This is a genomic window from Streptomyces sp. NPDC002867, from assembly GCF_053591895.1.
Window position 1 is genome coordinate 44,462 of sequence record NZ_JBSFUR010000032.1, and the last position, 24,540, is coordinate 69,001.

Genomic DNA, 24,540 nt, shown 5'->3' on the forward strand with positions numbered 1-24,540 from the left:
CCCGCGGTCCCGCCTCAGCCCCGGACGCCGCGCAGCGCCATCGCGACCGCCGCCTCGGCGACGGTGGCCGGGTCCTCGGCCGCGCCGAGCTCGATACGGCGGACCGCCGCGTCCACGACGCCCTGCAGCAGCATCGCCCCGAGCCGGGGCTGCTCCTGGCCCAGCTCCCCCAGCGCCTCGACGATCATCGCGATCAGTCCGCCGTGGGCGGCGCGGATCTTCTCGCGCGCTCCGGCGTCCAGCTCGCTCGCGGAGATCGCGACCACCGCCCGGTGGCGCCGGTCGCCGACCAGGTCGAGCTGCCGGCGCACATACGCCTCGACCTTGCCCTCGGGCGTGTCCGCGCGGTCCATCGCGGCCTCGACCTCCGCCGCCCACACGGGGAAGTCCACGGCGCACAGCTCTTCGACGACCGCGGCGCGCGAGCGGAAGTACTCGTAGACGGAGGACCTCGCGAGACCCGTGCGCTCGGCGAGTGCGGGGAAGGTCAGCGCCTCCGTACCGCCTTCGGACAGGAGGGAGCGCGCGGCGTCCAGCAGGGCGCCTCGCTGCATCGTCCGGTGCTCGGCCACGGAGGCCGCTCGAATCCTGGGCACGCCTCCACTGTACGGATGCGGCCCGGACGACTCGGCGTCAACGTCCGACGTCGGCCAGCTTCGCCCGCAGTTGCAGGACCGACTTCGTGTGGATCTGGCTGACGCGGCTCTCGGTGACCCCGAGGACATGGCCGATCTCGGCCAGGGTGAGTCCTTCGTAGTAATAGAGCGTGACGACGGTCTTCTCCCGCTCGGGCAGTGTGTTGATGGCCCGGGCGAGCAGCCGGCGCAGCTCCCGGTCCTCGGCGACCTCGACCGGATTGTCCGCCGCCGTGTCCTCCAGCGTGTCCATGAGGCTGAGCCGGTCGCCCCCCTCGCCTCCCGCGTGCAGCAACTCTTCCAGCGCCACGACGTTGGCCAGGGACAACTGGCTGAAAACCGCGTGCAGTTCCTCGACCGGGACGCCCATCTCGGCGGCGACCTCGGCCTCCGAAGGCGTGCGCCGCAGCTGGGCCTCCAGCGTGGCGTAGGCGCGTTCGACGGCACGGGCCTTCTGCCGCACCGAGCGCGGGATCCAGTCCAGCGCCCGCAGTTCGTCGATCATCGCGCCCCGGATACGGGTGATCGCGTACGTCTCGAACTTGATCGACCGGTCGAGGTCGAACTTCTCGATGGCGTCGATGAGCCCGAAGACGCCGGAGGAGACGAAGTCGGCCTGCTCGACGTTGGACGGCAGCCCCACGCTGACGCGACCCGCCACGTACTTGACCAGCGGCGAGTAGTGCAGGATCAACTGCTCCCGCAACCGCTCGTCACCCGTGGCCTTGTACGACCGCCACAGCTCCTCGACCGACGAGGGAGCCGAGGGCCGCACGGTGCCACGGGCAGCGGGTGGCACTGCCGCGCGGTCAGACCCGGACGTGTGCTGGGGCATGCGTTGTCTTGAGCCGTTCTGCTGTGAGGGGGCGGGAGGGGGCGGCCGAGGCCGGAACCTGGTGAGCGTAGCGTGACTACGCCGTCGCGGTGGGCGAGGTAAGCGGAAGGAACCTGCCCGGGTATTCGCCCTCGCCCACACCTTCGATTCGGGGCCGATGCCCTGCGCACCGGCCCCTCAGGCGTCACGCACGGGACTCCGAAGGTCATCGCCTTCACCTTTTCACCCGAATGCTCCAGGTCAAGCATCGCCTCGCCGCGCGTTCGAACCGCGAATGGCGCGAGACGTCAACCTCCACCCTTCCGTGCACCGCTCGACGAAGCCGAGCGAGTGCAGTTCGTACAGCCTGCCGAGCGCCTCGTCGTCCGTCGTACCGGCGCGCCGAGCGGCCTCACCACAGGAGACCGCACGCCGCGTGGGCAGCGCCTCGAGGACCCGTCTGCTGCGGGGATCCAGCAGATCCCTGGGCAGGACGGGACCGGTGCGCTCGGGCGCGAGCTCGCCCATGTCACCCACGAGCTCGACCACTTCGGCGGCGTCGGTGACGAGCACGGCGCCGCCGCGCAGCAGTTCGTGCACCCCGGCCGAAAGACCGCTGGTCACGGGCCCGGGAACGCCTATCGTGAAGCGTCCGAGCTGCTGCGCCCTGCGGGCGGTGACCAGGGAGCCGCTGCGGTACTCGGCCTCGACGACGACGGTGCCCCGGGTGAGCGCGGCGATCACCCGGTTCCGGAGGACGAACCGGCTCGGGGTGGGATGGTCCCCGGGCGGCAACTCGCCGACGACGAGACCCTGTTGCACGATGCGCTTGATCAGTTCCGTGTGACCGGGTGGATAGACGACGTCGACCCCGCAGGCCAGGACGGCGACGGTGGCGCCACCGGCGGCGAGCGCGCCCCGGTGCGCCGCGCCGTCGACGCCGAAGGCCGCCCCGGACACCACCACCCAGCCCCGCTCGGCGAGCCCGGTGGCGAGCACGGCCGACATGTGCGCCCCGTACGGCGTGCAGGCCCGGGCTCCGACCACGGCCACCGACCGCAGTGCCCAGGTGCGCAGGTCGGGCCGGCCCCGCACCCACAGGCCGAGGGGGCGGGCGTCACCGAGGTCGTCGAGCTGGGTCGGCCACTCCGTGTCCCCCGGCATGACGAACCTGCCCCCGAGCCTGCGGATCGCCGCCAGCCGCTGCCCCGGCACGACGGCGGCGGCACGGGCACGCAGCCCGGTCACCCGGCGCTCGGTCGCCCCCGGCAAGGTCCCGCACGCGTCCGGCATCAGCAGCGCCAGCAGCCCCTGCGCGCCGAACTCCCTCAGCCAGCGGCCGCCCTTCTCGTCGCCCGGCTCCAGGATCTGCGTCAGCGCCGAACGCGCCACCCGCTCCGCTTCGTCCTCCGGCCCCGGCCCGCTCGGCGGGGCGTCCTGGCCCGGGACGCCCGCGGTGCCGTCTCGTCGCACCGCCCCCGTCACAGCGCCGCCCCCGCGACGGCCGAGACGCCCCTGGTGATGCCGGTGCGCAGTTCGAGGGCGAGGGCGACGTCCTGCGCCTCCGGCCGGTCGTGTCCCGCGAGGTCGGCGATCGTCCACGCGACGCGCAGCACCCGGTCGAGGCCGCGCGCCGTGAGCAGTCCGCGCTCCACGTCCCGCTCGGCCGCGCCCAGGGCCCCGGGCGCGACGGTCCAGCGGGTGCGCAGCTCATGGCCGGGCACCTCGCTGTTGACCGTCCACGGCGTGCCCTCGAGGCGGGCGGCGGCCCGGTGTCTGGCCTCCTGTACGCGGTCGGCGACCATCGCCGTGGACTCGCCGCGCCCGCCCTGGCCGAGGAGGTCGGAGCGGCTCACCGGCTCGACCTGGATCCGCAGGTCGACCCGGTCGAGCAGCGGCCCCGACAGCCGCGCCTGGTACCGCCTGATCACGGACGAGGGGCATTCGCAGCCCGCGCCGTGCAGGGTGTGCCTCCCGCACGGGCAGGGATTGGCGGCGAGCACCATGAGGAACCGGGCGGGCAGCCGCACCACTCCCCCGCTCCTGGCGACCACGACATGGCCCGACTCCAGCGGCTGGCGCAGAGCGTCCAGGGCCTTTCCCGAGAACTCGGGCGCTTCGTCGAGAAAGAGCACCCCTCGGTGCGCCAGCGAGACCGCGCCCGGCTTCGGCAGCCCGTTGCCCCCGCCGACCAGGGCCTGCATGGTGGCCGAGTGGTGCGGCGCGCAGTACGGCGGGGTGCTCACGAGCGGCTCGCCCGGCGGCAGGATGCCGGCCACCGAGTGGACCGCCGTCACCTCCAGGGACTCCCGCCGGGTCAGCGGCGGCAGGACGGCGGGCAGCCGCTCTGCCAGCATCGTCTTGCCCGCGCCGGGCGGTCCCGAGAGCAGGAGATGGTGCCCGCCGGCCGCCGCGACCTCCAGCCCGGTGCGCGCCGCGTGCTGGCCCGCCACGTCGGCCAGGTCGGGCCCGTCGCTGTACGGCCGGTCGACCGCCAGTCCGGTGCCGACGCCCGCGCCGGGGACCAGGAGGCCCGCGAGCATGGCGTCGGGGCGGCCCGGCTCGACGGGCTCCTCGTCCGGGACCGGCTCGTCGGCCAGGACGGCGATGAGCTGACGCAGGCTGCGCACCCCGAGGACCGAGATCCCCGGCACGAGCGCGGCCTCCCCGGCCGTCTGTTCGGGGACGACCACGTGCTCGTACCCCGCCTCGGCCGCGGCGAGCACCGCCGGGAGCACCCCGCGCACGGGCCGTACCCGACCGTCGAGCCCGAGCTCCCCGATCAGGACGAGATCGGCGATCTGCCGCGGGTCGATGCGCTCGGCGGCGCCCAGGACGGCACACGCTACCGCCAGGTCGAATCCGCTTCCGCCCTTGGGCACGGAGGCCGGGCTCAGCCCCACCGTGAGCTTCTTCTGCGGCCATTCGCCGCCCGAGTTGACCACGGCGGCGCGCACCCGGTCCCGGCTCTCCACCAGGCTCTTGTCCGGCAGACCGACCAGGGTGAACGCGGCGACCCCCGGCTCCAGGTCCGCCTGGACCTCGACGACCACACCCTCGACGCCCACGAGCGCCACGGAACACGCACGGGCGAACCCCATCTAGGCCACCCCCCGGGCGTGCTCGACGACGGCAGCCCCGCGCCGGGGCAGCGTCACGCCCACGAGATCGATGCGCACTCCGCCTGGCGGCGGGCCTCCGTACCGCTCCAGCCAGCAGTCGGCGAGACGCCGAAGCCGTCTCGCCTTGGCCGGGGTGACGGCGGCCATCGGATGCTCGTAGCAGCCGGCTCTGCGGGTCTTGACCTCGCAGACGACCACGGTGTCGCCGTCGCGGGCGACGATGTCGATCTCGCCGGCGCGTCCACAGCGCCAGTTCCTCGCCAGCAGGCGCATTCCGGATCCGACCAGCAGCCGTGCCGCCAGGTCCTCGCCGTACCGTCCCAGTGCCCCCGTCGCGTTCATTTCGGCACCACCTCCGGCACCGACTCTGATACGCCCGCCCCGGATTTGTGGATCTCGGGAGAAAACCGTGGACAACTGCCGGATTGTGGAAAACTCCGTCACCCGGACGGGGACAGCGGTCAGCTGCCGGGCAGCTCCAGGTCGCTCTTGTTGAGCTCCTCGATGTTCACGTCCTTGAAGGTGAGCACCCGGACCTGCTTGACGAAGCGGGCCGGGCGGTACATGTCCCAGACCCAGGCGTCGGCCATCGAGACCTCGAAGAAGACCTCACCCTGTACCGAGTGCACCTGCATCTCGTAGTCGTTGGTGAGGTAGAAGCGGCGCTCCGTCTCGATCACGTATTTGAACAGCCCGACGACATCTCGGTACTCCCGGTAGAGCTTCAGCTCCATCTCGGTCTCGTACTTCTCGAGGTCCTCGGCGCTCATGGCATGTTCCCCTTCAGCCTTGCGTCCCCCTATTGTGCGCCAGCGTCCTGGGCCCTAGACGATTTCCGGGGCCAGTACCACCGGCACACGCGGAGGTCCTTCGTCGAGCAGCGTACGCAGCAGCTCGGCGAGCCTGGTCGGGTACACCGTCTCACGGGCCGCCGACAGTTCGGCGGAGGTCCACCACCTCAGGCCCCTGACGCTGCGGCGCTCCAGGTCCGTGAGCGCCTGCGGGGCGGCATCGGTGCAGGTGGTACGCGCCAGGAAGTACCACTCGTCCTGGTCCCAGCGCCGCCCGGCGAACGGGAACGAGCAGTGCCGCTGCCACAGGACGGGCCCCAGTTCCACCTCGGTGATCCCGGTCTCCTCGGCCAGCTCGCGCAGCGCCGCCTCCTCGCGGCTCTCGTCCCCCTCGAGACCGCCTCCGGGAGTGAACCACCAGTCGTCCGCCGGATCGTCCGGCTCGAAGCCGTGCATCAACAGGATCCGGTCCTCCGGGTCGAGCAGCACGACCCGGGCGACCTTCCGCGATCCGGCCGCGGCCGGCACCTCATGCGGCACCCGCAGTCACCGCCTGCCCGCGCCGTCTCCCGCCGATCCGTGCGGCCACCGGCCCGTACGCCGCGCCGCCCACGATGAGGACTGCTCCGGCCACGACGGCCGCGACCATGAGCCCCACCGGCCCCGGCTGGGACACCCCGCCGGGCAGTGCGGCGAATCCTTCGGGGCGGTCCACCACCCCGCCGCTCAGCGGCCAGGCCACGGCGTCCACACGCGCCTCCACGGCCGAGCGGAGGACCGATCCCTGGCCCGCCTCCTGGAGGTGGGACCGGGAGTCCAGGGAGCCCTTGCGTTCGTCACCGAGCAGGAACAGCTGTCCCTCGGGCACCTCCGCGGTGAACTTCTCCGCGGCCGGCCCCGAGCTGTGCAGATACGGCTCGTCGACGGCCTTGCCGTTGACCGTCAGGCGCCCCTCGTCGCAGCAGGTGATCTCGTCGCCGCCGATCCCGACCACGCGCTTGACCATGGGCATGTCGCCCCAGGTCCTGTCGCGGAAGACGACGACGTCACCGCGCCGCACCTCGTCACCGGATATGCGCTCGGCGAGGACCCGGTCGCCCGCCTGCACGGTCGGCGACATCGAGTCCGTGGGGACCGTGTACGGCTGGTAGACCAGGGCGCCCCAGGCGAATCCCCCCAGGAAGAGCACGCAGCCCACGGCCACGGCTATGCCCGACAAGGCCGCCCCGAGCCGGCCCTGACCGTCGCCCTCACGTCGTGCACCGCTCATTCCAGCGCTCCCGCCTCGGAGATCCCGTCCCCGGATGCCGGTACCGGGTCTACTGTCCGGGACCGCACACTACCCGGCGGTACGCACGCGTGGTGTGCCGTCCTGCCGCCTCCTGCGCCACAGCACGATCGGCACGGCACCGGCCAGGCCGAGGGCCGCGGGCGCCGACGAGAACGCGGCGGCCACTCCCGGCTGCTCGAAGGTGTCCGGCACCGGGAGCGTGGACCAGCGGTTCAGCGGCCAGGCCACGACGACCGCACGGCCGACGACCTTGTCGACGGGAACGAAGCCGCCGTTGACGTCCTCCATGTGGTACCGGGAGTCCTGGGAGTTCTGGCGGTTGTCGCCCATCACCCAGATACGGTCCTTCGGCACGGTCAGCGGCCCGAAGGAGGACTGCTCGTCGCACGGAGTGCTGCCCGGGTAGATGTACGGCTCGTCCAGCGGCTTGCCGTTGACCTTGAGCGGACCGTCCTTCTTGCACTCCACGGTGTCGCCGGCGACCGCGATCGTCCGCTTGATGAGGTCCTTCTCCTCGGAGGACGGCATCAGCCCGATGAAGCTGAGGACCTCCTGGAGCGCGTTCGGCTCCGGCGTGGGCTCGCCGTCCAGCCAGCCGCCCGGGTCGTGGAAGACGACGACCTCGCCGCGCTCGGGCTCGGAGCCGAACCACGGCGAGAGCTTGTCGACGAGCACCCGGTCGCCGCGCTGCAGCGTGTTCATCATCGAGTCCGACGGGATGGAGAACGCCTGCACCAGGAAGGTCTTGATCAGAAGCGCGAGCAACAGCGCGATACCGATCAGGAGCGGCAGTTCCTTCCAGAAGGATCGCTGCTTCCTCTGTCCCGTACCGCTGCCCTCCGGCGCCTCGTCGTCCCCGGTCGTCGGCACCGCCCCGTCCGTCATGTCCGAGGACTGCTCGGGGGGTCGCCCCTGCCGGTCCTCGGGATCATCGTGTCCGGACCGTGCGCCGACCGCCACGTCCCCCACATCCACTCCTCACGCTGCGCCAACCGCCTGCCCCGTACAAGGAACAGGCCCACCACTCCCATAACGAGCGGGAGTTCCGCAGGGCTCGGGAGCAGGACCATTCCGTTCAGATCCTGAGAGGACACACTATTCGACCTCGGTGCCGCCGCGGTCTCTCCGGCGCGCGCGTTCGGGACGGATGCGTAGGTCTCCGGTTCCTCCAGTCTGCGCCAGTGGTCCAGCGGCCAGGCGATGACGACGGCGCGTCCGACGACCTGGTCCTCGGCCACGGTGCCCTCGCCCTCCTCGTCGAGGTGGAAGCGGGAGTCGGCGGAGTTGGAGCGGTGGTCGCCCATCACGAACAGCCGCCCGGCGGGCACTTGCACGTCGAACTTCACGGACGACGGAACGTTTCCGGGGTGCAGATAGGGCTCGTTCAGCGGCACGCCGTTGACGGTGACGAGGCCGTTCGCGTCGCAGCACTTGACGGTGTCGCCGCCGACCGCCACGACCCGCTTGATCAGGTCGCGCTCGTCGTCGGACGGCAGCAGCCCGATGAACGTCAGCCCCTGTTTGACCTGCTTGACCACGATCGGATCGTCGGCCTTCGGCTTCTCGTCCTGCGGCAGCCAGCCGCCGGGGTCCTTGAAGACGACGACGTCACCGCGCTGCGGCTTCGAGCCGAACCACGGCGTGAGCTTGTCGACCAGGACCCGGTCCTGGATGCGGATCGTCTGCTCCATCGAGCCGGACGGGATGACGAAGGCCTGCACCAGGAACGTCTTCAGCACCAGGGCTATCATCAGCGCCACGGTGATCAGGAGGGGTATCTCCTTGACGGCCGAGCGGCGGCGTTTGCGCCGGACCTTCTGCGCGAGCCTGCGCCGCTCCGCCCGGCCCGGAAGCGGCCGCCCGCCGTCCGTGGGCCGCGTCCCGGTGGGCAGCCGGGTGTCGGCCCGGTGGCTGGCACGGCGTCCGCGGTTACCCATGGGCACCGCCGGACAGCGGGCCGGGGTCCGGGACGCCGGCGAAGGCGTCGGTGGGCTCCAGGCCGGACCAGCGCCCCGCGGGCCAGCCGATCCAGTCGGCCCGGCCGATCACCCTGTCCACGGGCACCATGCCGCCGCCCGGCTCACCGAGGTGGTCCCGGGAGTCGCGTGACGCGCTGCGGTGGTCGCCCATGACCCACAGTTTCCCCTCGGGGACGACGATGTCGAAGGCCACCTCCGAGGGCACGCCGTCGGCGTGGAGGTATCTCTCCTCGACCGGTGCACCGTTCACCTCGATCCTGCCCTCCGTGTCGCAGCAGACCACCCGGTCCCCGCCCGTGCCCACCACGCGTTTGACGAAATCCGTCTCGGCAGGCTCCGCGAGCCCGAGCATGGCGAGCCCCTCTCGTACTACGGAACTGACGGGGTTTTCCGTCAGTTCCTCGGGTACGAAGGAACCTCTGCCGTCGAAGACGACGACGTCTCCGCGTGCCGGTCCGGAGCCGGACCGGTAGGCCAGCTTGTTCACCAGCACCCGGTCGCCGACCTGCAGGGCGGGTTCCATGGAGCTGCTCGGGATCTGGAAGGGCTGCACCACGAAGTGGCCGAACAGCAGGACGAAGACGGTGCAGGCGACACCGGTCAGCGCCGCGGTGCGCAGGGACATCCAGGAGAGGCCGGAACGACGCGCGGAGCGCGACCCCTCTCCCCGCGCCCCGTCGTCGGGTGCGGAAGAGCGGTCGCGCTCCGTGTGCTGTGCTTCGGTGTCCATCGGTGGCAGAGCCTATCCGGCCGCCCTGTGACACCGGGCGCGCGTATGAGCCGGAGCTCAGTTGTCGCGCTTCTCCTTGATCTTGGCGGCCTTGCCGCGCAGGTCGCGCAGGTAGTACAGCTTGGCGCGACGGACGTCACCGCGGGTGACGAGCTCGATCTTCTCGAAGATCGGGCTGTGCACCGGGAAGGTGCGCTCGACGCCGACGGAGAAGGAGACCTTGCGGACCGTGAAGGTCTCGCTCACGCCCGCGCCCTGGCGGCGGATGACGACGCCCTTGAACTGCTGGATACGGGAGCGGTTGCCCTCGATGACGCGAACGTGGACGTTCACGGTGTCACCGGGACGGAAGGCCGGGACGTCGGTGCGCAGGGAAGCCGCGTTGACGCTGTCGAGCAGGTGAGCCATGGTGGTCTGCTTCCTCGCCGATGCCACAGGTCATCGACGGAATGTCGTGATGAGAAGGGGTGCCTCCGCCGGGCGGGCGTCGTTCCCCCTGTGGCAGGGGCGCCGGCCGGACGTACAGCAGCGGCTCATTCTTCCATGGCCTCGGGCCTGCGCCAAAATCGGCCGCCGGGCTCCGGGGCCCAGCCGAGCAGGGAGAGGATCTCCCTGTCCTTCTTGTCGAAGGCCGCGGGGTCGCAACGCTCGATGAGATCGGGCCTGTTGAGGGCGGTACGGCGGAACGCCTCGTCCCGCCGCCAGCGCGCGATCTTCCCGTGATGGCCGCTGATCAGCACGTCCGGGATCGCGCGTCCGCGCCAGACGGGGGGCTTGGTGTAGACGGGCCCCTCCAGCAGATTGGCCATGGCGCCGGGCGCGAAGGAGTCGTCCCGGTGCGACTCGGCGTTGCCGAGGACGCCGGGGAGCAGCCGGGCCACGGCCTCCGTGATGACCAGGACGGCCGCCTCGCCGCCCGCCAGCACGTAGTCGCCGATGGAGACCTCGTAGACCGGCATGCGCGTCGCGTACTCGTCGACGACCCTGCGGTCGATGCCCTCGTAGCGGGCGGGCGTGAAGATGAGCCAGGGCCGCTCGGAGAGCTCGACGGCGAGCTCCTGGGTGAAGGGGCGGCCGCTGGGCGTCGGGACGACCAGGACGGGGCCGCGGGCGCCCGACTCGTATCCGCTCGCGAGGACCTCGTCCAGGGCGTCGCCCCACGGATCGGTCTTCATGACCATGCCGGGGCCGCCGCCGTACGGGGTGTCGTCGACCGTGTTGTGGCGGTCGTACGCAAAGTCGCGCAGGTCGTGCACGTGGACGCCGAGCTGTCCGCGGGCGCGCGCCTTGCCGACAAGGGAGACGTTCAGCGGCTCCAGGTACTCGGGGAAGATCGTGACGACGTCGAGCCGCATCAGGACTCTTCCTCGCGGTTGGACACGATCTCGGCCTGGCTGTCGTCGATGAGGCCGGGCGGCGGGTCGATGACGGCCTTCTGCTCGGCCAGGTCGATCTCGGTGACGATCTCCTCGACGAACGGGATCATCACCTCGCTGCCGTCGGGCCGCTCGACGATGAACAGGTCCTGCGAGGGCAGATGGCTGATCTCGGTGATCCGCCCGATCTCCGTCCCGTCCGCGAGCACCACGTCGAGATCCATCAGCTGGTGGTCGTAGTACTCGTCGGGGTCCTCGGGAAGCTCCTCGGGGTCCACCTCGGCGATGAGCAGGGTGTTGCGCAGGGCCTCGGCGGCGTTGCGGTCGCGTACGCCCTCGAAGCGCAGCAGGAGCCGGCTGCTGTGCACCCGGCCCGACTCGATGGTCAGCGGCCCCGCGGCGGGCGGGTCGGTGGCCAGTACGGCGCCGGGGCCGAGCCGCAGTTCCGGCTCGTCCGTGCGCACCTCGACGGTGACCTCGCCCTTGATGCCATGGGCGCGGCCGATCCGTCCCACTACCAGCTGCACGCTTGTGTCTCCTTCGATACGACGACGGGCCGGGGCGGGCCCGTAGGCCCTCCCCGGCCCGAGCCGGTGCTGCGGGGATCCGGGGGACCCGGATCCACATTCACCTTCGATCAGCGGACCTGGTCCACATCGACGAGGTCGACGCGGATGCCACGGCCGCCGATGGCGCCCACGACGGTACGCAGGGCGCGCGCGGTGCGGCCGTTGCGGCCGATCACCTTACCGAGGTCGTCGGGGTGCACCCGGACCTCCAGCACGCGGCCGCGGCGCAGGTTGCGCGAGGCGACCTGCACATCGTCCGGGTTGTCGACGATGCCCTTCACGAGGTGCTCGAGAGCCTCCTCGAGCATGCTCAGGCCTCGGTCGACTCGGCGGGAGCGGCCTCGGCCTCGTCCGCCTTCTTGTCGGCCTTCTTCGCCTTCGGGGTGATGGCCTCACCCTTGGCGTCGTCGCCCTCCAGAGCCTTGGCGAAGGCGTCGAAGGAGGCGCGCTTGTCCTCCTTGGCCGCCGGGGCCAGCAGCGGCTTCTCCGGAGCCGGCAGGCCCTTGACCTTCTGCCAGTCGCCGGTGAGCTTCAGGATGGCGAGGACCGGCTCGGTCGGCTGGGCGCCGACGGACAGCCAGTACTGCGCACGCTCCGAGTCGACCTCGATGCGCGACGGGTTGTACGTCGGGTGGTAGAGGCCGATCTCCTCGATGGCCCGGCCGTCACGGCGGGTACGGGAGTCGGCGACGACGATGCGGTAGTGGGGCTGGCGAATCTTGCCGAGACGCTTCAGCTTGATCTTGACTGCCACGGGAGTGGTGTCTCCTGGTCTTGACGTGGTTGGGCACAACGAGATGCCACGTGGGGTTGCGGTACTCGGGTGCCCGATGGACGCGTCAGCCGGAGGCGAGAGGGTTCCTGTGCGGCTGTCGAGTACAGCTAGCCATTGTGCCATACGCACGCCCCCGCATCTCACCCGCCCGGCACGCCGTGACCCGCCCCGGCACGCCGCCCCGAAGGCAGGAGAAAGCGAGCCGGCGGATGGACGCGCCCGCTCACGCCGGCGCCGCCGTGCCGCCGACGCCGGTACGCCGGTCAGCTCGCGGCGCCGACCGCTTCCGGGATACGGAACGGCTTCCCGCATCCTCCGCAGACGATGGGCGCCTGGGCGAGGACCGACGGCACCACTCTCACGTTGCGGCCACAGTCGCAGACGGCCTTCACCCGCACGCCTCCGCCCGAGGAGCCGTGCCGGGCGGCCGGCCCGCGGAAGGAGCGCTTGGTGTCGGAGGCCGTCGCTGCTGTGTGCGCCTTCAGCGCGCGCTGCAGCCGCTCGATCGTCGGGCGGTATCGCCGCTTGGCCTCGGGGTTGAGCACGACCAGGGAGAAACCGCTGCTCGGGTGCGGCTCCTCCACGTGGTCCAGGCCCATCTCCTCGGCGATCGCGAGGAACCGTCGGTTGTGGTAGCGGCCGGCGCGGGAGGTGTCGCGGACGCCTCGCGCGGCGGCGATGCCGTGGACTGCCTCGTGGAGCAGTCGCTCGAAGGAGAGCTCGGCGCCGCAGGCGGACGAGGACTCTCCGATCAGGGACTCGGGCGCGGCAAGATCCGGCAGCTCGGGGTGGTGCCGCTGAATGTCGGCCCACGCCTGTGCCAGCTCTGCGGCGAGAACAGGTGGTGTCGTGCTCACGTCGTGATAACGAGCCGGGAGCCCGCCGGGTTCCATTCCGGGGCATCCCAAATAATTTGCACGTACCCGTCAGTTGCCGTTGATGCATCAAGACGAGGGCGGGTGCGCTGATCTGCGGAGAAGCCTCGCAGCTCGCAACAAGCCGGTACGTAGCGCGCGTCGGCGGAATGCCACCGCAGGCGTACGCCCCGGCGCGCGGGCGGGCCCTCGCGCCGGGGCGCGCTGCCACAGGGCGGCGCTGTCAGTAGGCGCGGGCCACGATCGCGACAGTACCGGGCGCGTCGTCGGACTCGGGCACCGACCCGTCCTCCGCGACCAGGCAGCGTACCGACACCGCCTGTTCCGCGAGCGCGGCCTCGCCCTCCTCGCCCAGGGTCGCCCAGGGGATGCGGGCCCAGCCGCCCGCCGCCGCGGCCTCGGCGGCCTCGGCGACGGTCGAGACGTCGGTGGTGCGGTCCTCGCGCCGCCGGCGGGACTGCTCCAGCAGCAGCGCCTGGTCGTCGTCGAGGACCTTCGGCAGCAGCGCGGTGAGCGACGCGATGCTCACCGGCTCCTTGCCTCCCGGAATCCGGCGCACCAGCATCGCGGTGCCCGCCGCCAGGTCCCGGGGGCCGATCTCGATCCGTACGGGCACGCCCTTGAGCTCCCAGTCCACCGCCCGGCGGCCGAAGGGCGAGTCCACGCGGTCGTCGACGTGCACGCGCAGGCCCGCCGCCTTGAGCGTCTCGCCGATCTCGCGGACCTTGGTGACGGCCTCGTCGCCCTTGATCGCCATGACGACGATCTGGACCGCGGCGAGCCGGGGCGGGACGCGCAGTCCGTTGTCGTCGCCGTGCGACATGATCAGCCCGCCGACCATCCGGGTCGAGGTGCCCCAGGAGGTCTGCCAGACGAGCTCCTGGTGCCCCTCCGCCGAGAGGTAGGTGGTATTGAAGGCCTTGGCGAAATTGGTGCCGAGCTCATGGCTCGTACCCATCTGCAGGGCCTTGCCGTCGCCCATCATCCCTTCCAGGGTGAGCGTGTTGATGGCTCCGGCGAACCGCTCCCTGGGCGTCTTGCGGCCGAGCACGACGTCGATGCCGAGCACATCGACCATGAAGTCCGCGTAGACGTCCCGGTGGATGTAGGCCGCGTAGTCGCGGGCGTCCTCGTAGGTGGCGTGGGCGGTGTGGCCCTCCTGCCAGAGGAACTCCGTGGTGCGCAGGAACACCCGCGGACGCATCTCCCAACGGACCACGTTCGCCCACTGGTTGATCAGCAGCGGCAGATCCCGGTAGCTCTGGACCCACTTCGAGAAGTAGTCGTTGATGATCGTCTCGGAGGTCGGCCGCACCACCACGGGCTCCTCGAGGTCCTTGCCCCCGCCGTGGGTGACCACGGCGAGTTCGGGGGCGAAGCCCTCGACGTGCTCAGCCTCCCGAGTCAGGTAAGACTGGGGGATGAAGAGCGGGAAGTAGGCGTTCTGAGCGCCCGCGGCCTTGATGCGGGCGTCCATCTCCTGCTGCATCCGCTCCCACAGGCCGTAGCCGTACGGCCGGATGACCATGGTGCCGCGCACCGGGCCGTTGTCCGCCAGTTCGGCTTTGCCGATCAGATCCTGGTACCAGCGCGGGAAGCCCTCCGCCTGAGGCGTCAGGACAGGTGTCTTGGCCATGGCGCGCATGGTACGGCGGTGCGGGACCGGATCGGGAATCGGCCAGGCGGGCAGGGGCGCACGCCTCTGGCGCGCAAGGAGTGCGGCACGACCCCTGGACGTGGGGACGCACGCGCAGTTCCCTGGCATACGGGGGGCGCGGCGAAAGCACACGGGGGCTGTCCTTCAGGGCACAACCGACTCTCTCGGCGGAATGGGGCGCACAGATGACATCCACGCTCGTCCGGCACCGACCCCACGCGGCGTCGGCGTCCTCTGCTCAGGCGTGCGAACGGGCCCGTGACTGGGCCGAGATCCAGGAACGGATGCTGGTGCCGCTGTACGAAGCCGTCTACGAGCGCCTGGAGGTCGGTGCGGGCTCCAGGCTGCTGGGCCTCGGCTGCGGCTCCGGTCTCGCGCTGCTGATCGCCGCCGGACGTGGCGCCGCGGTGAGCGGGACGGACACGGACCGCGAGCGGCTGGCCCTCGCGCGCGAGCGGATGAGCGCCCACGACTCCCCCGCGCAGGCCGCGCGCCTGTTCGACGGCGAGGCCGGGGCCGCGGCCGATCCCGGCCGTCCCCCGTACAACCTGATCACCGTCTTCCAGCCGATCGGCTGCCGGGCCGGTGACGCGGACGGGCTCGGCGCCGCCCTGCGGAGCGCCGTCGCGCTGACGGAGCGCGGCAGTGCTGTGGTGCTCACCGGCTGGGGCCCGCCGGAACGGTGCGCCAGTTCGGGGGTGCTCCGCGTGGCGGAGGGGCATTCCGGCCGGACGCGCACGGAGGACGGGCGCTGGCGGCCGGCGCTGCGCGACGACCTGGAGGACGTGGCGGCACGGGCCGGACTGCGGCCGGACGGCTCGGGGCGGGTGGCGTGCCCCTTCGGATACGCGGACGTGGACAGTGCCGTGCGCGGCCTGCTGTCGACCGGACTGTACGACGCCGCGGTCAGGGACAGCGACCAGGCGCAGGTGGAGAAGGAGATCACCGAGGCGCTGCACCCGCATGTGCGGCCCGACGGGACGGTCTGGATGCCGAACGTCTTCCGCTACCTGATCACCCGCACGCCCTGACCCCGGCACGCGAGAGGGGCCCGCGACCGATCCGGTCGCGGGCCCCTCTCGCGTACGGGACCGGTGGGCGTCAGCCCATGAACTTCTTGAACTCGTCCGGCAGTTCGAAGTCCTGACCGGGCTGGCCGTCCGGCAGGCCGAACGCGCCGCCCTGGGCGGCCTGCTCGCGCCGGGCCGCGGCCGCGGCCTCCTCGGCCTTGCGCTTCATCGGGTTGCCGCTCTTGCGCTTGCCCTTGGCCTGCTTCTGCTGCTTCTTCTGCCGGCCGGGGCCACCGCCCATGCCCGGAATGCCGGGCATGCCGGGCATCCCGCCGCCCTGGGCCATGCGGGACATCATCTTGCGGGCCTCGAAGAACCGCTCGACCAGCGACTTGACCGCGCTGACCTCCACGCCCGAACCCTTGGCGATACGGGCGCGCCGCGAACCGTTGATGATCGTGGGGTCATGGCGCTCGCCCGGGGTCATCGACTTGATGATCGCGGCCGTGCGGTCCACGTCGCGCTCGTCGATGTTGTTGATCTGCTCCTTCATCTGCGCCATGCCGGGCAGCATGCCGAGCAGCTTGGAGATGGAGCCCATCTTGCGGACCTGCTCCATCTGGGCCAGGAAGTCGTCGAGCGTGAACTCCTTGCCCTTGCTGCTCGCCAGCTTGGAGGCCATCTTGGCGGCCTCTTCCTGGCTGAAGGTCTGCTCGGCCTTCTCGATGAGCGAGAGCATGTCGCCCATGCCGAGGATGCGGGACGCCATGCGGTCCGGGTGGAACGCGTCGAAGTCGTCCAGCTTCTCGCCGTTGGAGGCGAACATGATCTGCTTGCCGGTGACCTGCGCGATGGAGAGCGCGGCACCGCCTCGGGCGTCGCCGTCCAGCTTGGACAGCACCACGCCGTCGAAGCCGACGCCGTCGCGGAACGCCTCCGCCGTGTTGACGGCGTCCTGACCGATCATCGCGTCGACGACGAAGAGGATCTCGTCGGGGCTGACGGCGTCGCGGATGTCCGCGGCCTGCTGCATCAGCTCCTCGTCGATGCCGAGGCGGCCGGCGGTGTCGACGACGACGATGTCGTACTGCTTGGTGCGCGCGTACTCGATCGAGTCCTTGGCGACCTGGACCGGGTCGCCGACGCCGTTGCCCGGCTGGGGCGCGTACACGCCGACGCCGGCGCGCTCGGCGACGACCGCGAGCTGGTTGACGGCGTTGGGCCGCTGGAGGTCACAGGCGACGAGGAGCGGGGAGTGGCCCTGCCCCTTGAGCCAGAGGCCCAGCTTTCCGGCGAGGGTGGTCTTACCGGCACCCTGCAGACCGGCGAGCATGATCACGGTCGGGGAGGTCTTGGCGAACCGCAGGCGGCGGGTCTCGCCGCCGAGGATGCCGATGAGCTCCTCGTTGACGATCTTGATGACCTGCTGGGCGGGGTTCAGCGCCTGCGAGACCTCGGCGCCGGTCGCCCGCTCCTTGATCTGCTTGATGAAGGAGCGGACCACGGGGAGCGCGACGTCGGCCTCGAGCAGCGCGATACGGATCTCACGTGCCGTGGCGTCGATGTCGGCCTCGCTGAGGCGGCCCTTGCCCCGGAGGTTCTTGAATGTCGCTGCAAGGCGGTCGGAGAGGGTATCGAACACGGCGGTCGCGGGTCCTCGGAGGTCGGAAGCGGGCGGTCGGTCGCCCCCCAGGGTATCGGTCCGGGCAAGTACGCAGCAGACGCGGGCACCGCCCGGGCCGGACACCCTCTAGGCGCGCAGAGCGCTCTCCAGGGCCTGCGCCACGTCGGCGGCCTCGGACGGGGACAGCGGGGAGCCCTGCGGATCGGTGACGTAGAAGGCGTCGACCGCGTTCGCGCCGAGCGTCGAGACGTGTGCGCTGCGCACCCGGACCGCCGCGCCGTCCAGGGCTCGGCCGATGCGGTGGAGCAGGCCCGGGGCGTCCTGGGCGCGGACCTCGATGACCGTCGCGCGGCGCGAACCGGCCGGGGCGAGGGTCACCCGCGGGGGCGGCGCCGTGAGGCCGCGCCGCCGGGGGTAGGCGGCCTCGCGCTCGGCCAGGCGGCTCCGGATGTCCAGGGAGCCGTCCAGGGCGCGGACGAGGTCGGCACGCAGCCTGGTGGCCTGAGGGAGCGATCCGTACTCGGCCGCCACCCGCCAGTCGAGGACGAGGACCGCGCCGCCGCCCAGTTGGTCCGGCAGCTCGATGGCACGCAGGTCGGCCGCGCGGACGGTGAGACGGTGCAGCGCGAGGACGCCGGCGACGGCGGGCAGGACGCCGGGCTGGTCGGGCAGGGCGATCAGCAGCTCGACGCCGACCGGTTCCGTCTCGCCCTCCTCCTGCGGTGCGGTGGCCTGGGTGTGCAGGGCGAGGACGGGCTCCTTGGTGCGCAGAGCCTCGACGGCGAGGCGTTCCTGCTCGGCGCTGGGGGCCTGCTCCTCCGGCTCGGGCGGCGCGTCGCCCGCGAGGACGGCGGCCACGCGGCGCACCAGGTCCGCGACGAGCGAGCCGCGCCAGGACGACCAGGCCGCCGGTCCGGTCGCGAGGGCGTCGGCCTCGGTGAGGGCGTGCAGCAGCTCCAGCGTGCCGGTGGAGCCGACGACGGAGGCGACGGACGCGACGGTGGCCGGATCGTCCAGGTCACGCCGGGTCGCGGTCTCGACGAGCAGCAGATGGTGGCGTACGAGGGTGGCGACGACCTCGACGTCGGCGCGGTCGAAGCCGATCCTGGTGGCGACGTCGCGCGCGATGGTCTCGCCCGCCACGGAGTGGTCGCCGGGCCAGCCCTTGCCGATGTCGTGGAGCAGCGCGGCGACCAGCAGCAGGTCGGGGCGGCCGACGCGGCGGGTCAGCGCGGAGGCCTTGACGGCGGTCTCGACGAGATGGCGGTCGACGGTCCAGGTGTGCACGGCGTTGCGCTGCGGCCTGCAGCGCACCCGCTCCCAGTCGGGCAGGAGCTTGGTGATCAAGCCCTCGGCCTCCAGCGCCTCCCAGACGGGGACGGTCGGCTCCCCCGCGCCGAGCAGGGTGACGAGTTCCTCGCGGGCCTCGGCGGGCCAGGGCACGGGCAGCGGGTGTGGGCCCGCCGCCTGGCCCAGTCGGCGCACCGCGTGGCGGGAGATGGTCAGGCTGGCCTGCGCCGCCGCGGCGGCGGCGCGCAGCGCCAGGACCGCGTCGCGGTCGGGCCGTGCGGTGCGGGCGAGTACGACCTCGCCGTCCTGCTCGACGACGCCTTCGGCGAGCGGGGTGCGTTCGGGCTGGACACTCCGCCCGCCGCTGAGCATGGCGCGCAGCCGGGGGCGTACGGCGCGCGACCGCAGCACGCGGCCGACCTCGCGCCAGGTGACGTCGCTGGCGTACGAGACCGTCCGCGCGGCCTCGTACACCTGGCGCAGCAGGGCGTCGGCGTCGAGGAGGCCCAGCTCGGCGGCGACCTGGTCCTGTTCCTGCAGGGCGAGGCGGTCGGTGGCGCGTCCGGTGGTCCGGTGGAGCGCGTCGCGGACGTCGAGGAGGGTGCGGCGGGCCTCGGCGAGGCCCTCGCGGGGGGCGTCGGCGAGCCACGAGGCGGCGACGGCGCGCAGGGCGGTGACGTCGCGCAGGCCGCCGCGGGCCTCCTTGAGGTCGGGTTCGAGCAGGTACTGGAGCTCGCCCTGGCGGGCAGCCCGCTCGCGGCACAGTTCGTCGAGTTCGGGCAGGCGCTTGGGGGCCTGGTTGCGCCAGTCGGCGAGTACGGCGGTGCGCAGGGAGGCCACCAGCCCCAGGTCGCCGGCGACGGCGCGTGCGTCGAGGAGGCCGAGCTGCACCTTGAGGTCCTCGCCCGCGGTCTTGCGGGCCTCGGCCGGAGTGCGTACGGAGTGGTCGAGGGCGAGGCCCAGGTCCCAGACGGGGTACCAGATCCGGTCGGCGACCGCGGCGACGGCCGCCGGGTCCGCGCTGCCGTCGTGAAGGAGGAGCAGGTCGAGGTCGCTGCGCGGCGAGAGTTCGCCGCGTCCGTAGCCGCCGACGGCGACGAGCGCCGCGCCCCGCACCCCGGTCTCCAGGACCGCGGCGGCGAACAGGGCGGCCAGCCAGTCGTCGGTCAGTGCGGCGAGTGCCGCACGGCGCGGCGGCCCGGGCTGCGCCTTCTCCCCGAGAAGGCGCAGCCGGGCCGCCGCGTAGCCGCTGGGGTCCGAGCTTTCCGATTCACCGATCACGTCGAGACTCACCCAGCAGCTCCTTTTCGTCGTGTGGTCAGAGGGCGTCCGGGCCGCGTTCGCCCGTGCGGACCCTGACCGCGGTGTCGACCGGAACGCTCCAGACCTTGCCGTCACCGATCTTGCCGGTGCGTGCGGCCTTGACGATCACGTCCAGGAGCTGTTCGGCGTCGTCGTCCTCGACCAGCACCTCGATGCGGATCTTGGGGACGAGGTCGACGGTGTACTCGGCGCCCCGGTAGACCTCGGTGTGGCCGCGCTGCCGGCCGTAGCCGCTGGCCTCGGTGACCGTGAGCCCCTGGACGCCGAAGGCCTGCAGGGCCTCCTTGATCTCGTCCAGCCGGTGCGGCTTCACGACTGCGGTGATGAGCTTCATGCGTCCACCTTCTTGTTCTCGGCTGCGGCTGCGACGGCGTCCGCGGGTACGGGTGCGGCCTTGCGGGAGCCCGTGCCGCCGCCCGCACCGCTGAAGTCGTACGCGGTCTCGGCGTGCTCGACCTGGTCGATACCGGAGACCTCGTCGTCCTCGTCGACCCTCATGCCGATCGTCCTGTCGAGGACGAAGGCGAGGATCGCGGAGACCACCAGAGAGTAGGCGAGGACCGCGAAGACACCGATGGCCTGCTTGCCCAGCTGGTCGAAGCCGCCGCCGTAGAAGAGGCCCTTGACGTCGGACTGGACGCCGCCGGTGGCGAAGAAGCCCACGAGCAGGGAGCCGATGACACCGCCGACGAGGTGGACGCCGACGACGTCGAGGGAGTCGTCGTAGCCGAACTTGAACTTCAGGCCGACGGCCATGGCGCACAGCAGACCGGCGATGGCGCCGACCGCGATCGCGCCGAGCGGGGAGACGGCGCCGCCGGACGGGGTGATGGCGACGAGGCCGGCGACCGCGCCGGACGCGGCACCGAGGGTGGTGAAGGCGCCGTGGCGGATCTTCTCGTAGATGAGCCAGGCGAGCATCGCGGCGGCGGTGGCGACCTGGGTGTTGACGAACATCACCGCGCCGACACCGTCGTCGTTGCCGAGCCAGGAGCCGGCGTTGAAGCCGAACCAGCCGAACCACAGGAGCCCGGCGCCGAGCATGACCAGCGGGAGGCTGTGCGGGCGCATCGGGTCCTTCTTGAATCCGACGCGCTTGCCGATGACAAGGATGACGCCGAGGGCGGCCGCACCGGCGTTGATGTGCACGGCCGTGCCACCGGCGAAGTCGATGACACCCATCTCGAACAGCCAGCCGCCGGCACCCCACACCCAGTGCGCGACCGGGAAGTAGACGACGGTGACCCACAGCGTGATGAACAGCGCCCAGGCGGTGAACTTGACGCGGTCGGCGAGGGCGCCGCTGATCAGCGCCGGTGTAATGATCGCGAACATCAGCTGGAAGACGGCGAAGACGTACACCGGGATGGTGTAGCCGTCCCAGAGCTCGGTCACGCCGATGTTGCCGAGGCCGACGTAGTCGGAGCTCCAGCCGACGATCGAGCCGATGTCGGTACCGAAGGCCATGCTGAAGCCGTAGAGCACCCACAGGATGGTGACGATCCCGAGGCTGATGAAGCTCATCATCAGCATGTTCAGGGTGCTCTTGACCCGGACCATGCCTCCGTAGAAGAAGGCCAGGCCAGGCGTCATGAGCATCACCAGGGCGGAACAGATGAGCATGAACCCAGTGTTGGCGGCAGACAGCTCGGGAGCGTCTGCGGCAAGGGTCGAGATGCCTGGGGGCATCGGCGTCTCCTCGTCGTCGTGCGGCCGCGTGCGGGCGGAGCCAGTGCGGTAAGAGCGGGCCGGTTATGCGCCACGAGGTTGGCGCAGCGCGGTTTCCGCCGATGCCGCTCGATGTTTCGCGGCCGTGACGAAGGGGTCCGGCGTGTTACGTCGCCATGAACTGACTGATCGCCGAGGGGGGCCCGGCGTACCCTCTGGCCCATCGCGGGACCGGCCACGACACCCACCCGGAAGACCTGGCACAGGGGGGAGCCGAGTCGGACAGTCCGGGGTGAGCGCCGCGGCCGGGGTGTGCGGCCCGCCCGTCAGACCGCTTCGGCGGTTTCGGGCAGCTGGGCGGTGAGGCGGTCGGTGAACCAGGCGACCTCGGGGACGTCCCCGAAGTCCCTGGCGGCCGTGTCGACGGTCTTGCGGAGCCGGTTGTTCACGCGCTCGGAGCGGACCTTCCTGGCGATCCCGAGGGCCTGGTCGGCCAGGGCTGTGGCCTGCTCCGGTTCCTTCTTCAGCAGGTGCACGGTGGCCATGCCGATCAGGTTGAGTGCGTACGACCGCTGGTGCTCCGCGTCCCGGCCGAAGAGCTCGACGGCGCGCCGCATGACCGGCTCGGACAGGGAGGCGTAGGTGGGGCTGCGGCCCGCGACGTAGGCGAGGTCGCGGAAGGAGTGGGCGTTCTCGCCGTTGAGCTCGGCCTCGGAGAAGAAGCGGATCCAGTCGGGCTCGGGCTCGTCGTCGAGGCCGACGTCGGCGAAGGTGTCCTCGGCCATCCGCACGGCCCGCTTGCACTTGCTGGGCTGGCCCATGTTGGCGTAGGCGCGGGCCTCCATCGCATACAGCATGGCCTGGGTGCGGGCGGTGGCACAGTCACGGCTTCCGTACTGCGCGAGATGGATGAGCTCCAGGGCGTCGTCGGGCCGGCCGAGATGGATCATCTGCCGGCTCATCGAGGACAGGATGTACGAGCCCAGTGGCTTGTCACCGGCCTCCTTGGAGGCGTGCAGGGCGAGGACGAAGTACTTCTGCGCGGTGGGCTGGAGTCCCACGTCGTAGCTCATCCAGCCGGCGAGCTCGGCCAGTTCGGCGGCGACCTTGAAGAGCCGGCGCTCGGTGGCGGCGGGATGGGACTCCTGGAGGAGGTCGGTGACCTCGTGGAGCTGTCCGACGACCGCCTTGCGCCGAAGTCCGCCGCCGCACTGGGCGTCCCACTTGCGGAACATGGCGGTGGTGGACTCCAGCAGGTCCAGCTCGGGGTCGGACAGCCGGGCCGATCTGCGCAGCGGGGTGGGCGACTCCTGGCGCGCCGCGCCCTCGCCGGGGGTGGGCACGAGCCAGCGCTGCATCGGCTCGACGAGTGCGGGACCCGCGGCGAGGGCGAGCGAGGTGCCGAGGAAACCGCGACGGGCCAGCATCAGGTCGCTGCGGGAGTACTCGCTGAGCAGGGCGACGGTCTGCTCGCCCGCCCAGGGCAGGTCGACCCCGGACACGGAGGGCGCCTGGTGCGCGGTGCGCAGTCCGAGGTCCTCGATGGCGACGACGCTGCCGAACCGCTCGGAGAAGAGCTCGGACAGGATGCGCGGGATGGGCTCGCGGGGCTGTTCGCCGTCGAGCCAGCGGCGCACGCGGGAGGTGTCCGTGCTGATGTGGTGTGCGCCGATCTGGCGTGCCCTGCGGTTCACCTGGCGCGCGAGCTCGCCCTTCGACCAGCCGCTCCGCACGAACCATGAGCTCAGCTGCTCGTTCGGGCGCTTACCGGTGCTCGTCCCGTCTGCGCCGCTGCCGCTCACCCTGGGTGCCCCCGTCCGCCGATGCCGTGTCGCCCGAACCCCTACCAGAATGCCGTGGGTCACGGCCTCCGGTGAGCCGCTTGCACGCGGTCGTCGGGGACGCTGTGTTGCCCCGGGCATACCCGCCTGTCCGCTGCAATTGCAGGTTCGTGCACCGAAAGTAATCCGACGGTCACGTCTCAGCGAGTGCGATGGCAGAAACGCCACCATTCGCCACCCCTCCGAGTGAACTCACTTACGGTCAGGCGCGATTGACTTGACACAGCACAATCCAGGGGTGGTGCAGTGTCGCACGGGCAGGCGCGTGTCGCACGCCGCACTCTCCCGGACGCCACTGCGCGCCGTCGGGAGCCGGACGTCGGCGACGCAGCGTCACCGGAGAGGTCCGGCTCGTAACCACCGGCGCGTCCGACCCGTTGGAGGGGGCATGGGCTTCACGATCGGCGGCACCCGGGGAATCGGTCAGATCCGGTCCGGCTCCCGGCGCCGCGGACGCACGACGGAGGCCACCGCGGTGGCCGAGTACACCGGCCTGTGGGGCTGGTCCGTGATTCCGGGAGCGCGCGCGGCTGCGGGCCGCTGTTCCTGCGGTGATCCGGCGTGCGCCGCGCCGGGTGCCCATCCCCTCGACTTCGCGCTCGAGGTCCCGCCCGGGGCCACGCTCGACGAGGCCGCGAAGGCGTGGTCGGAGGTGCCGGGCGCGGCGCTGATGCTGCCCGTGGGCCGCACCTTCGACGTCCTCGACGTGGCGGCCCCGGCCGGGCGTCGCGCGATGGTGCGCATGGAGCGCATGGGCCTGCGGCTCGGCCCGGTGTCCCAGACCCCTGACGACCGCTGCCAGTTCCTCGTGGCGCCGGGCGCCGCAGCGGGGCTGCCGCGCCTGCTGTACCGGATGGGCTGGGACGACGCCGACCTGGACCTGCGCTGCCTGGGCCCCGGCGACCACATCACCGCCCCGCCGTCCGACCGCGGCGGCCTCGGCCCGGTGCGGTGGCTGCGCGCGCCGTCCCCGGACATTGCGGTGGCGCCGCCCGAGGCCCGGCTGCTGCTCGGCACGCTGGCGTACGTATGCCACCGCAGTCCGTGAGTCCCCGCCCGGACACGCACAGGGGCCCGGCCGCGTATCCTGGTGGTGGGACCTGGTGCCCGCCTCCCGAACGGACCCCCTGCGCGGATAGACCCCGGCCACCGGACAGCCCTCCTCTTGCG

At 71.7% G+C, this 24,540-nt stretch carries 25 protein-coding genes; 2 read left to right on the forward strand and 23 right to left on the reverse strand.

The annotated features are described in order from the left end of the window. Positions 1–14: 14 nt before the first annotated feature. The 18 genes from ACWD0A_RS25360 to proS all read right to left on the reverse strand — a co-directional run bounded on the left by ACWD0A_RS25360 (position 15) and on the right by proS (position 14,593). Complete coding sequence (locus ACWD0A_RS25360; protein WP_451301703.1) at positions 15–572, reverse strand: TetR/AcrR family transcriptional regulator; 558 nt, start codon at positions 570–572, stop codon at positions 15–17. 61 nt (positions 573–633) lie between these two features. Continuing rightward, positions 634–1,470 carry an RNA polymerase sigma factor WhiG gene (gene whiG, locus ACWD0A_RS25365; RefSeq protein ID WP_177151391.1) on the reverse strand — a complete coding sequence of 279 codons (837 nt, stop codon included), beginning with the start codon at positions 1,468–1,470 and terminating at the stop codon, positions 634–636. 240 nt (positions 1,471–1,710) lie between these two features. Then, on the reverse strand, positions 1,711–2,922 hold the full coding sequence (gene dprA / locus ACWD0A_RS25370) for a DNA-processing protein DprA (RefSeq protein ID WP_451301669.1): 1,212 nt from the start codon (positions 2,920–2,922) through the stop codon (positions 1,711–1,713). Positions 2,923–2,930: 8 nt separating this feature from the next. Further along, entirely contained in the window at positions 2,931–4,550 is a 1,620-nt protein-coding gene (locus ACWD0A_RS25375) for a YifB family Mg chelatase-like AAA ATPase (protein WP_451301671.1), read from the reverse strand. After that, complete coding sequence (locus tag ACWD0A_RS25380) at positions 4,551–4,913, reverse strand: YraN family protein (protein WP_177151393.1); 363 nt, start codon at positions 4,911–4,913, stop codon at positions 4,551–4,553. It lies immediately after the preceding gene. Positions 4,914–5,032: 119 nt separating this feature from the next. Then, positions 5,033–5,341 carry a DUF2469 domain-containing protein gene (locus tag ACWD0A_RS25385; RefSeq protein ID WP_005311352.1) on the reverse strand — a complete coding sequence of 103 codons (309 nt, stop codon included), beginning with the start codon at positions 5,339–5,341 and terminating at the stop codon, positions 5,033–5,035. 54 nt (positions 5,342–5,395) lie between these two features. Beyond that, on the reverse strand, positions 5,396–5,902 hold the full coding sequence (locus ACWD0A_RS25390; protein ID WP_451301673.1) for an NUDIX hydrolase: 507 nt from the start codon (positions 5,900–5,902) through the stop codon (positions 5,396–5,398). Beyond that, positions 5,892–6,632, reverse strand: coding sequence for a signal peptidase I (gene lepB, locus ACWD0A_RS25395; RefSeq protein WP_451301675.1), 741 nt, complete (start codon positions 6,630–6,632; stop codon positions 5,892–5,894). Before lepB (ACWD0A_RS25395) ends, ACWD0A_RS25390 begins: the two co-directional genes overlap by 11 nt. A gap of 69 nt (positions 6,633–6,701) precedes the next feature. Continuing rightward, a complete protein-coding gene (gene lepB / locus ACWD0A_RS25400; protein ID WP_451301677.1) occupies positions 6,702–7,613 on the reverse strand; it encodes a signal peptidase I in 912 nt (303 codons plus the stop codon). Next, positions 7,535–8,590: a signal peptidase I gene (gene lepB / locus ACWD0A_RS25405; protein WP_451301679.1), complete on the reverse strand. Its 1,056-nt coding sequence runs from the start codon at positions 8,588–8,590 to the stop codon at positions 7,535–7,537. Before lepB (ACWD0A_RS25405) ends, lepB (ACWD0A_RS25400) begins: the two co-directional genes overlap by 79 nt. Then, complete coding sequence (gene lepB / locus ACWD0A_RS25410) at positions 8,583–9,362, reverse strand: signal peptidase I (RefSeq protein ID WP_451301681.1); 780 nt, start codon at positions 9,360–9,362, stop codon at positions 8,583–8,585. Before lepB (ACWD0A_RS25410) ends, lepB (ACWD0A_RS25405) begins: the two co-directional genes overlap by 8 nt. A gap of 57 nt (positions 9,363–9,419) precedes the next feature. Beyond that, positions 9,420–9,770 carry a 50S ribosomal protein L19 gene (gene rplS / locus ACWD0A_RS25415; protein WP_307713218.1) on the reverse strand — a complete coding sequence of 117 codons (351 nt, stop codon included), beginning with the start codon at positions 9,768–9,770 and terminating at the stop codon, positions 9,420–9,422. A 125-nt stretch (positions 9,771–9,895) separates the two neighbouring features. Next, positions 9,896–10,717: a tRNA (guanosine(37)-N1)-methyltransferase TrmD gene (trmD, locus tag ACWD0A_RS25420; RefSeq protein ID WP_451301683.1), complete on the reverse strand. Its 822-nt coding sequence runs from the start codon at positions 10,715–10,717 to the stop codon at positions 9,896–9,898. Further along, a complete protein-coding gene (rimM, locus tag ACWD0A_RS25425; RefSeq protein ID WP_451301685.1) occupies positions 10,717–11,265 on the reverse strand; it encodes a ribosome maturation factor RimM in 549 nt (182 codons plus the stop codon). The genes trmD and rimM overlap by 1 nt, the downstream gene beginning before the upstream one ends. A gap of 110 nt (positions 11,266–11,375) precedes the next feature. Further along, entirely contained in the window at positions 11,376–11,615 is a 240-nt protein-coding gene (locus tag ACWD0A_RS25430) for an RNA-binding protein (protein WP_005311361.1), read from the reverse strand. 2 nt (positions 11,616–11,617) lie between these two features. After that, on the reverse strand, positions 11,618–12,061 hold the full coding sequence (rpsP, locus tag ACWD0A_RS25435; protein WP_177151400.1) for a 30S ribosomal protein S16: 444 nt from the start codon (positions 12,059–12,061) through the stop codon (positions 11,618–11,620). 284 nt (positions 12,062–12,345) lie between these two features. Further along, complete coding sequence (locus tag ACWD0A_RS25440; RefSeq protein ID WP_177151401.1) at positions 12,346–12,939, reverse strand: hypothetical protein; 594 nt, start codon at positions 12,937–12,939, stop codon at positions 12,346–12,348. A gap of 241 nt (positions 12,940–13,180) precedes the next feature. After that, entirely contained in the window at positions 13,181–14,593 is a 1,413-nt protein-coding gene (gene proS, locus ACWD0A_RS25445; RefSeq protein ID WP_451301687.1) for a proline--tRNA ligase, read from the reverse strand. 206 nt (positions 14,594–14,799) lie between these two features. On the opposite strand from proS, the gene ACWD0A_RS25450 reads away from it, so the two are divergent. Further along, a complete protein-coding gene (locus tag ACWD0A_RS25450) occupies positions 14,800–15,645 on the forward strand; it encodes an SAM-dependent methyltransferase (RefSeq protein ID WP_451301689.1) in 846 nt (281 codons plus the stop codon). A 70-nt stretch (positions 15,646–15,715) separates the two neighbouring features. Here the strand turns inward: ACWD0A_RS25450 and ffh are convergent, their stop codons facing one another. The 5 genes from ffh to nsdA form a co-directional block, all read right to left on the reverse strand. Beyond that, on the reverse strand, positions 15,716–17,266 hold the full coding sequence (ffh, locus tag ACWD0A_RS25455; protein ID WP_451301691.1) for a signal recognition particle protein: 1,551 nt from the start codon (positions 17,264–17,266) through the stop codon (positions 15,716–15,718). Between the two features lie 108 nt (positions 17,267–17,374). Next, positions 17,375–19,831, reverse strand: coding sequence for a [protein-PII] uridylyltransferase (locus ACWD0A_RS25460; RefSeq protein WP_451301693.1), 2,457 nt, complete (start codon positions 19,829–19,831; stop codon positions 17,375–17,377). Positions 19,832–19,856: 25 nt separating this feature from the next. Further along, positions 19,857–20,195 carry a P-II family nitrogen regulator gene (locus ACWD0A_RS25465; RefSeq protein ID WP_177151405.1) on the reverse strand — a complete coding sequence of 113 codons (339 nt, stop codon included), beginning with the start codon at positions 20,193–20,195 and terminating at the stop codon, positions 19,857–19,859. Beyond that, complete coding sequence (locus ACWD0A_RS25470; protein WP_451301695.1) at positions 20,192–21,550, reverse strand: ammonium transporter; 1,359 nt, start codon at positions 21,548–21,550, stop codon at positions 20,192–20,194. The genes ACWD0A_RS25465 and ACWD0A_RS25470 overlap by 4 nt, the downstream gene beginning before the upstream one ends. 305 nt (positions 21,551–21,855) lie before the next feature. Further along, positions 21,856–23,331 carry a transcriptional repressor NsdA gene (gene nsdA / locus ACWD0A_RS25475; RefSeq protein ID WP_451301697.1) on the reverse strand — a complete coding sequence of 492 codons (1,476 nt, stop codon included), beginning with the start codon at positions 23,329–23,331 and terminating at the stop codon, positions 21,856–21,858. A 427-nt stretch (positions 23,332–23,758) separates the two neighbouring features. On the opposite strand from nsdA, the gene ACWD0A_RS25480 reads away from it, so the two are divergent. Continuing rightward, positions 23,759–24,418: a bifunctional DNA primase/polymerase gene (locus ACWD0A_RS25480; RefSeq protein ID WP_451301699.1), complete on the forward strand. Its 660-nt coding sequence runs from the start codon at positions 23,759–23,761 to the stop codon at positions 24,416–24,418. Positions 24,419–24,540 lie beyond the last annotated feature (122 nt).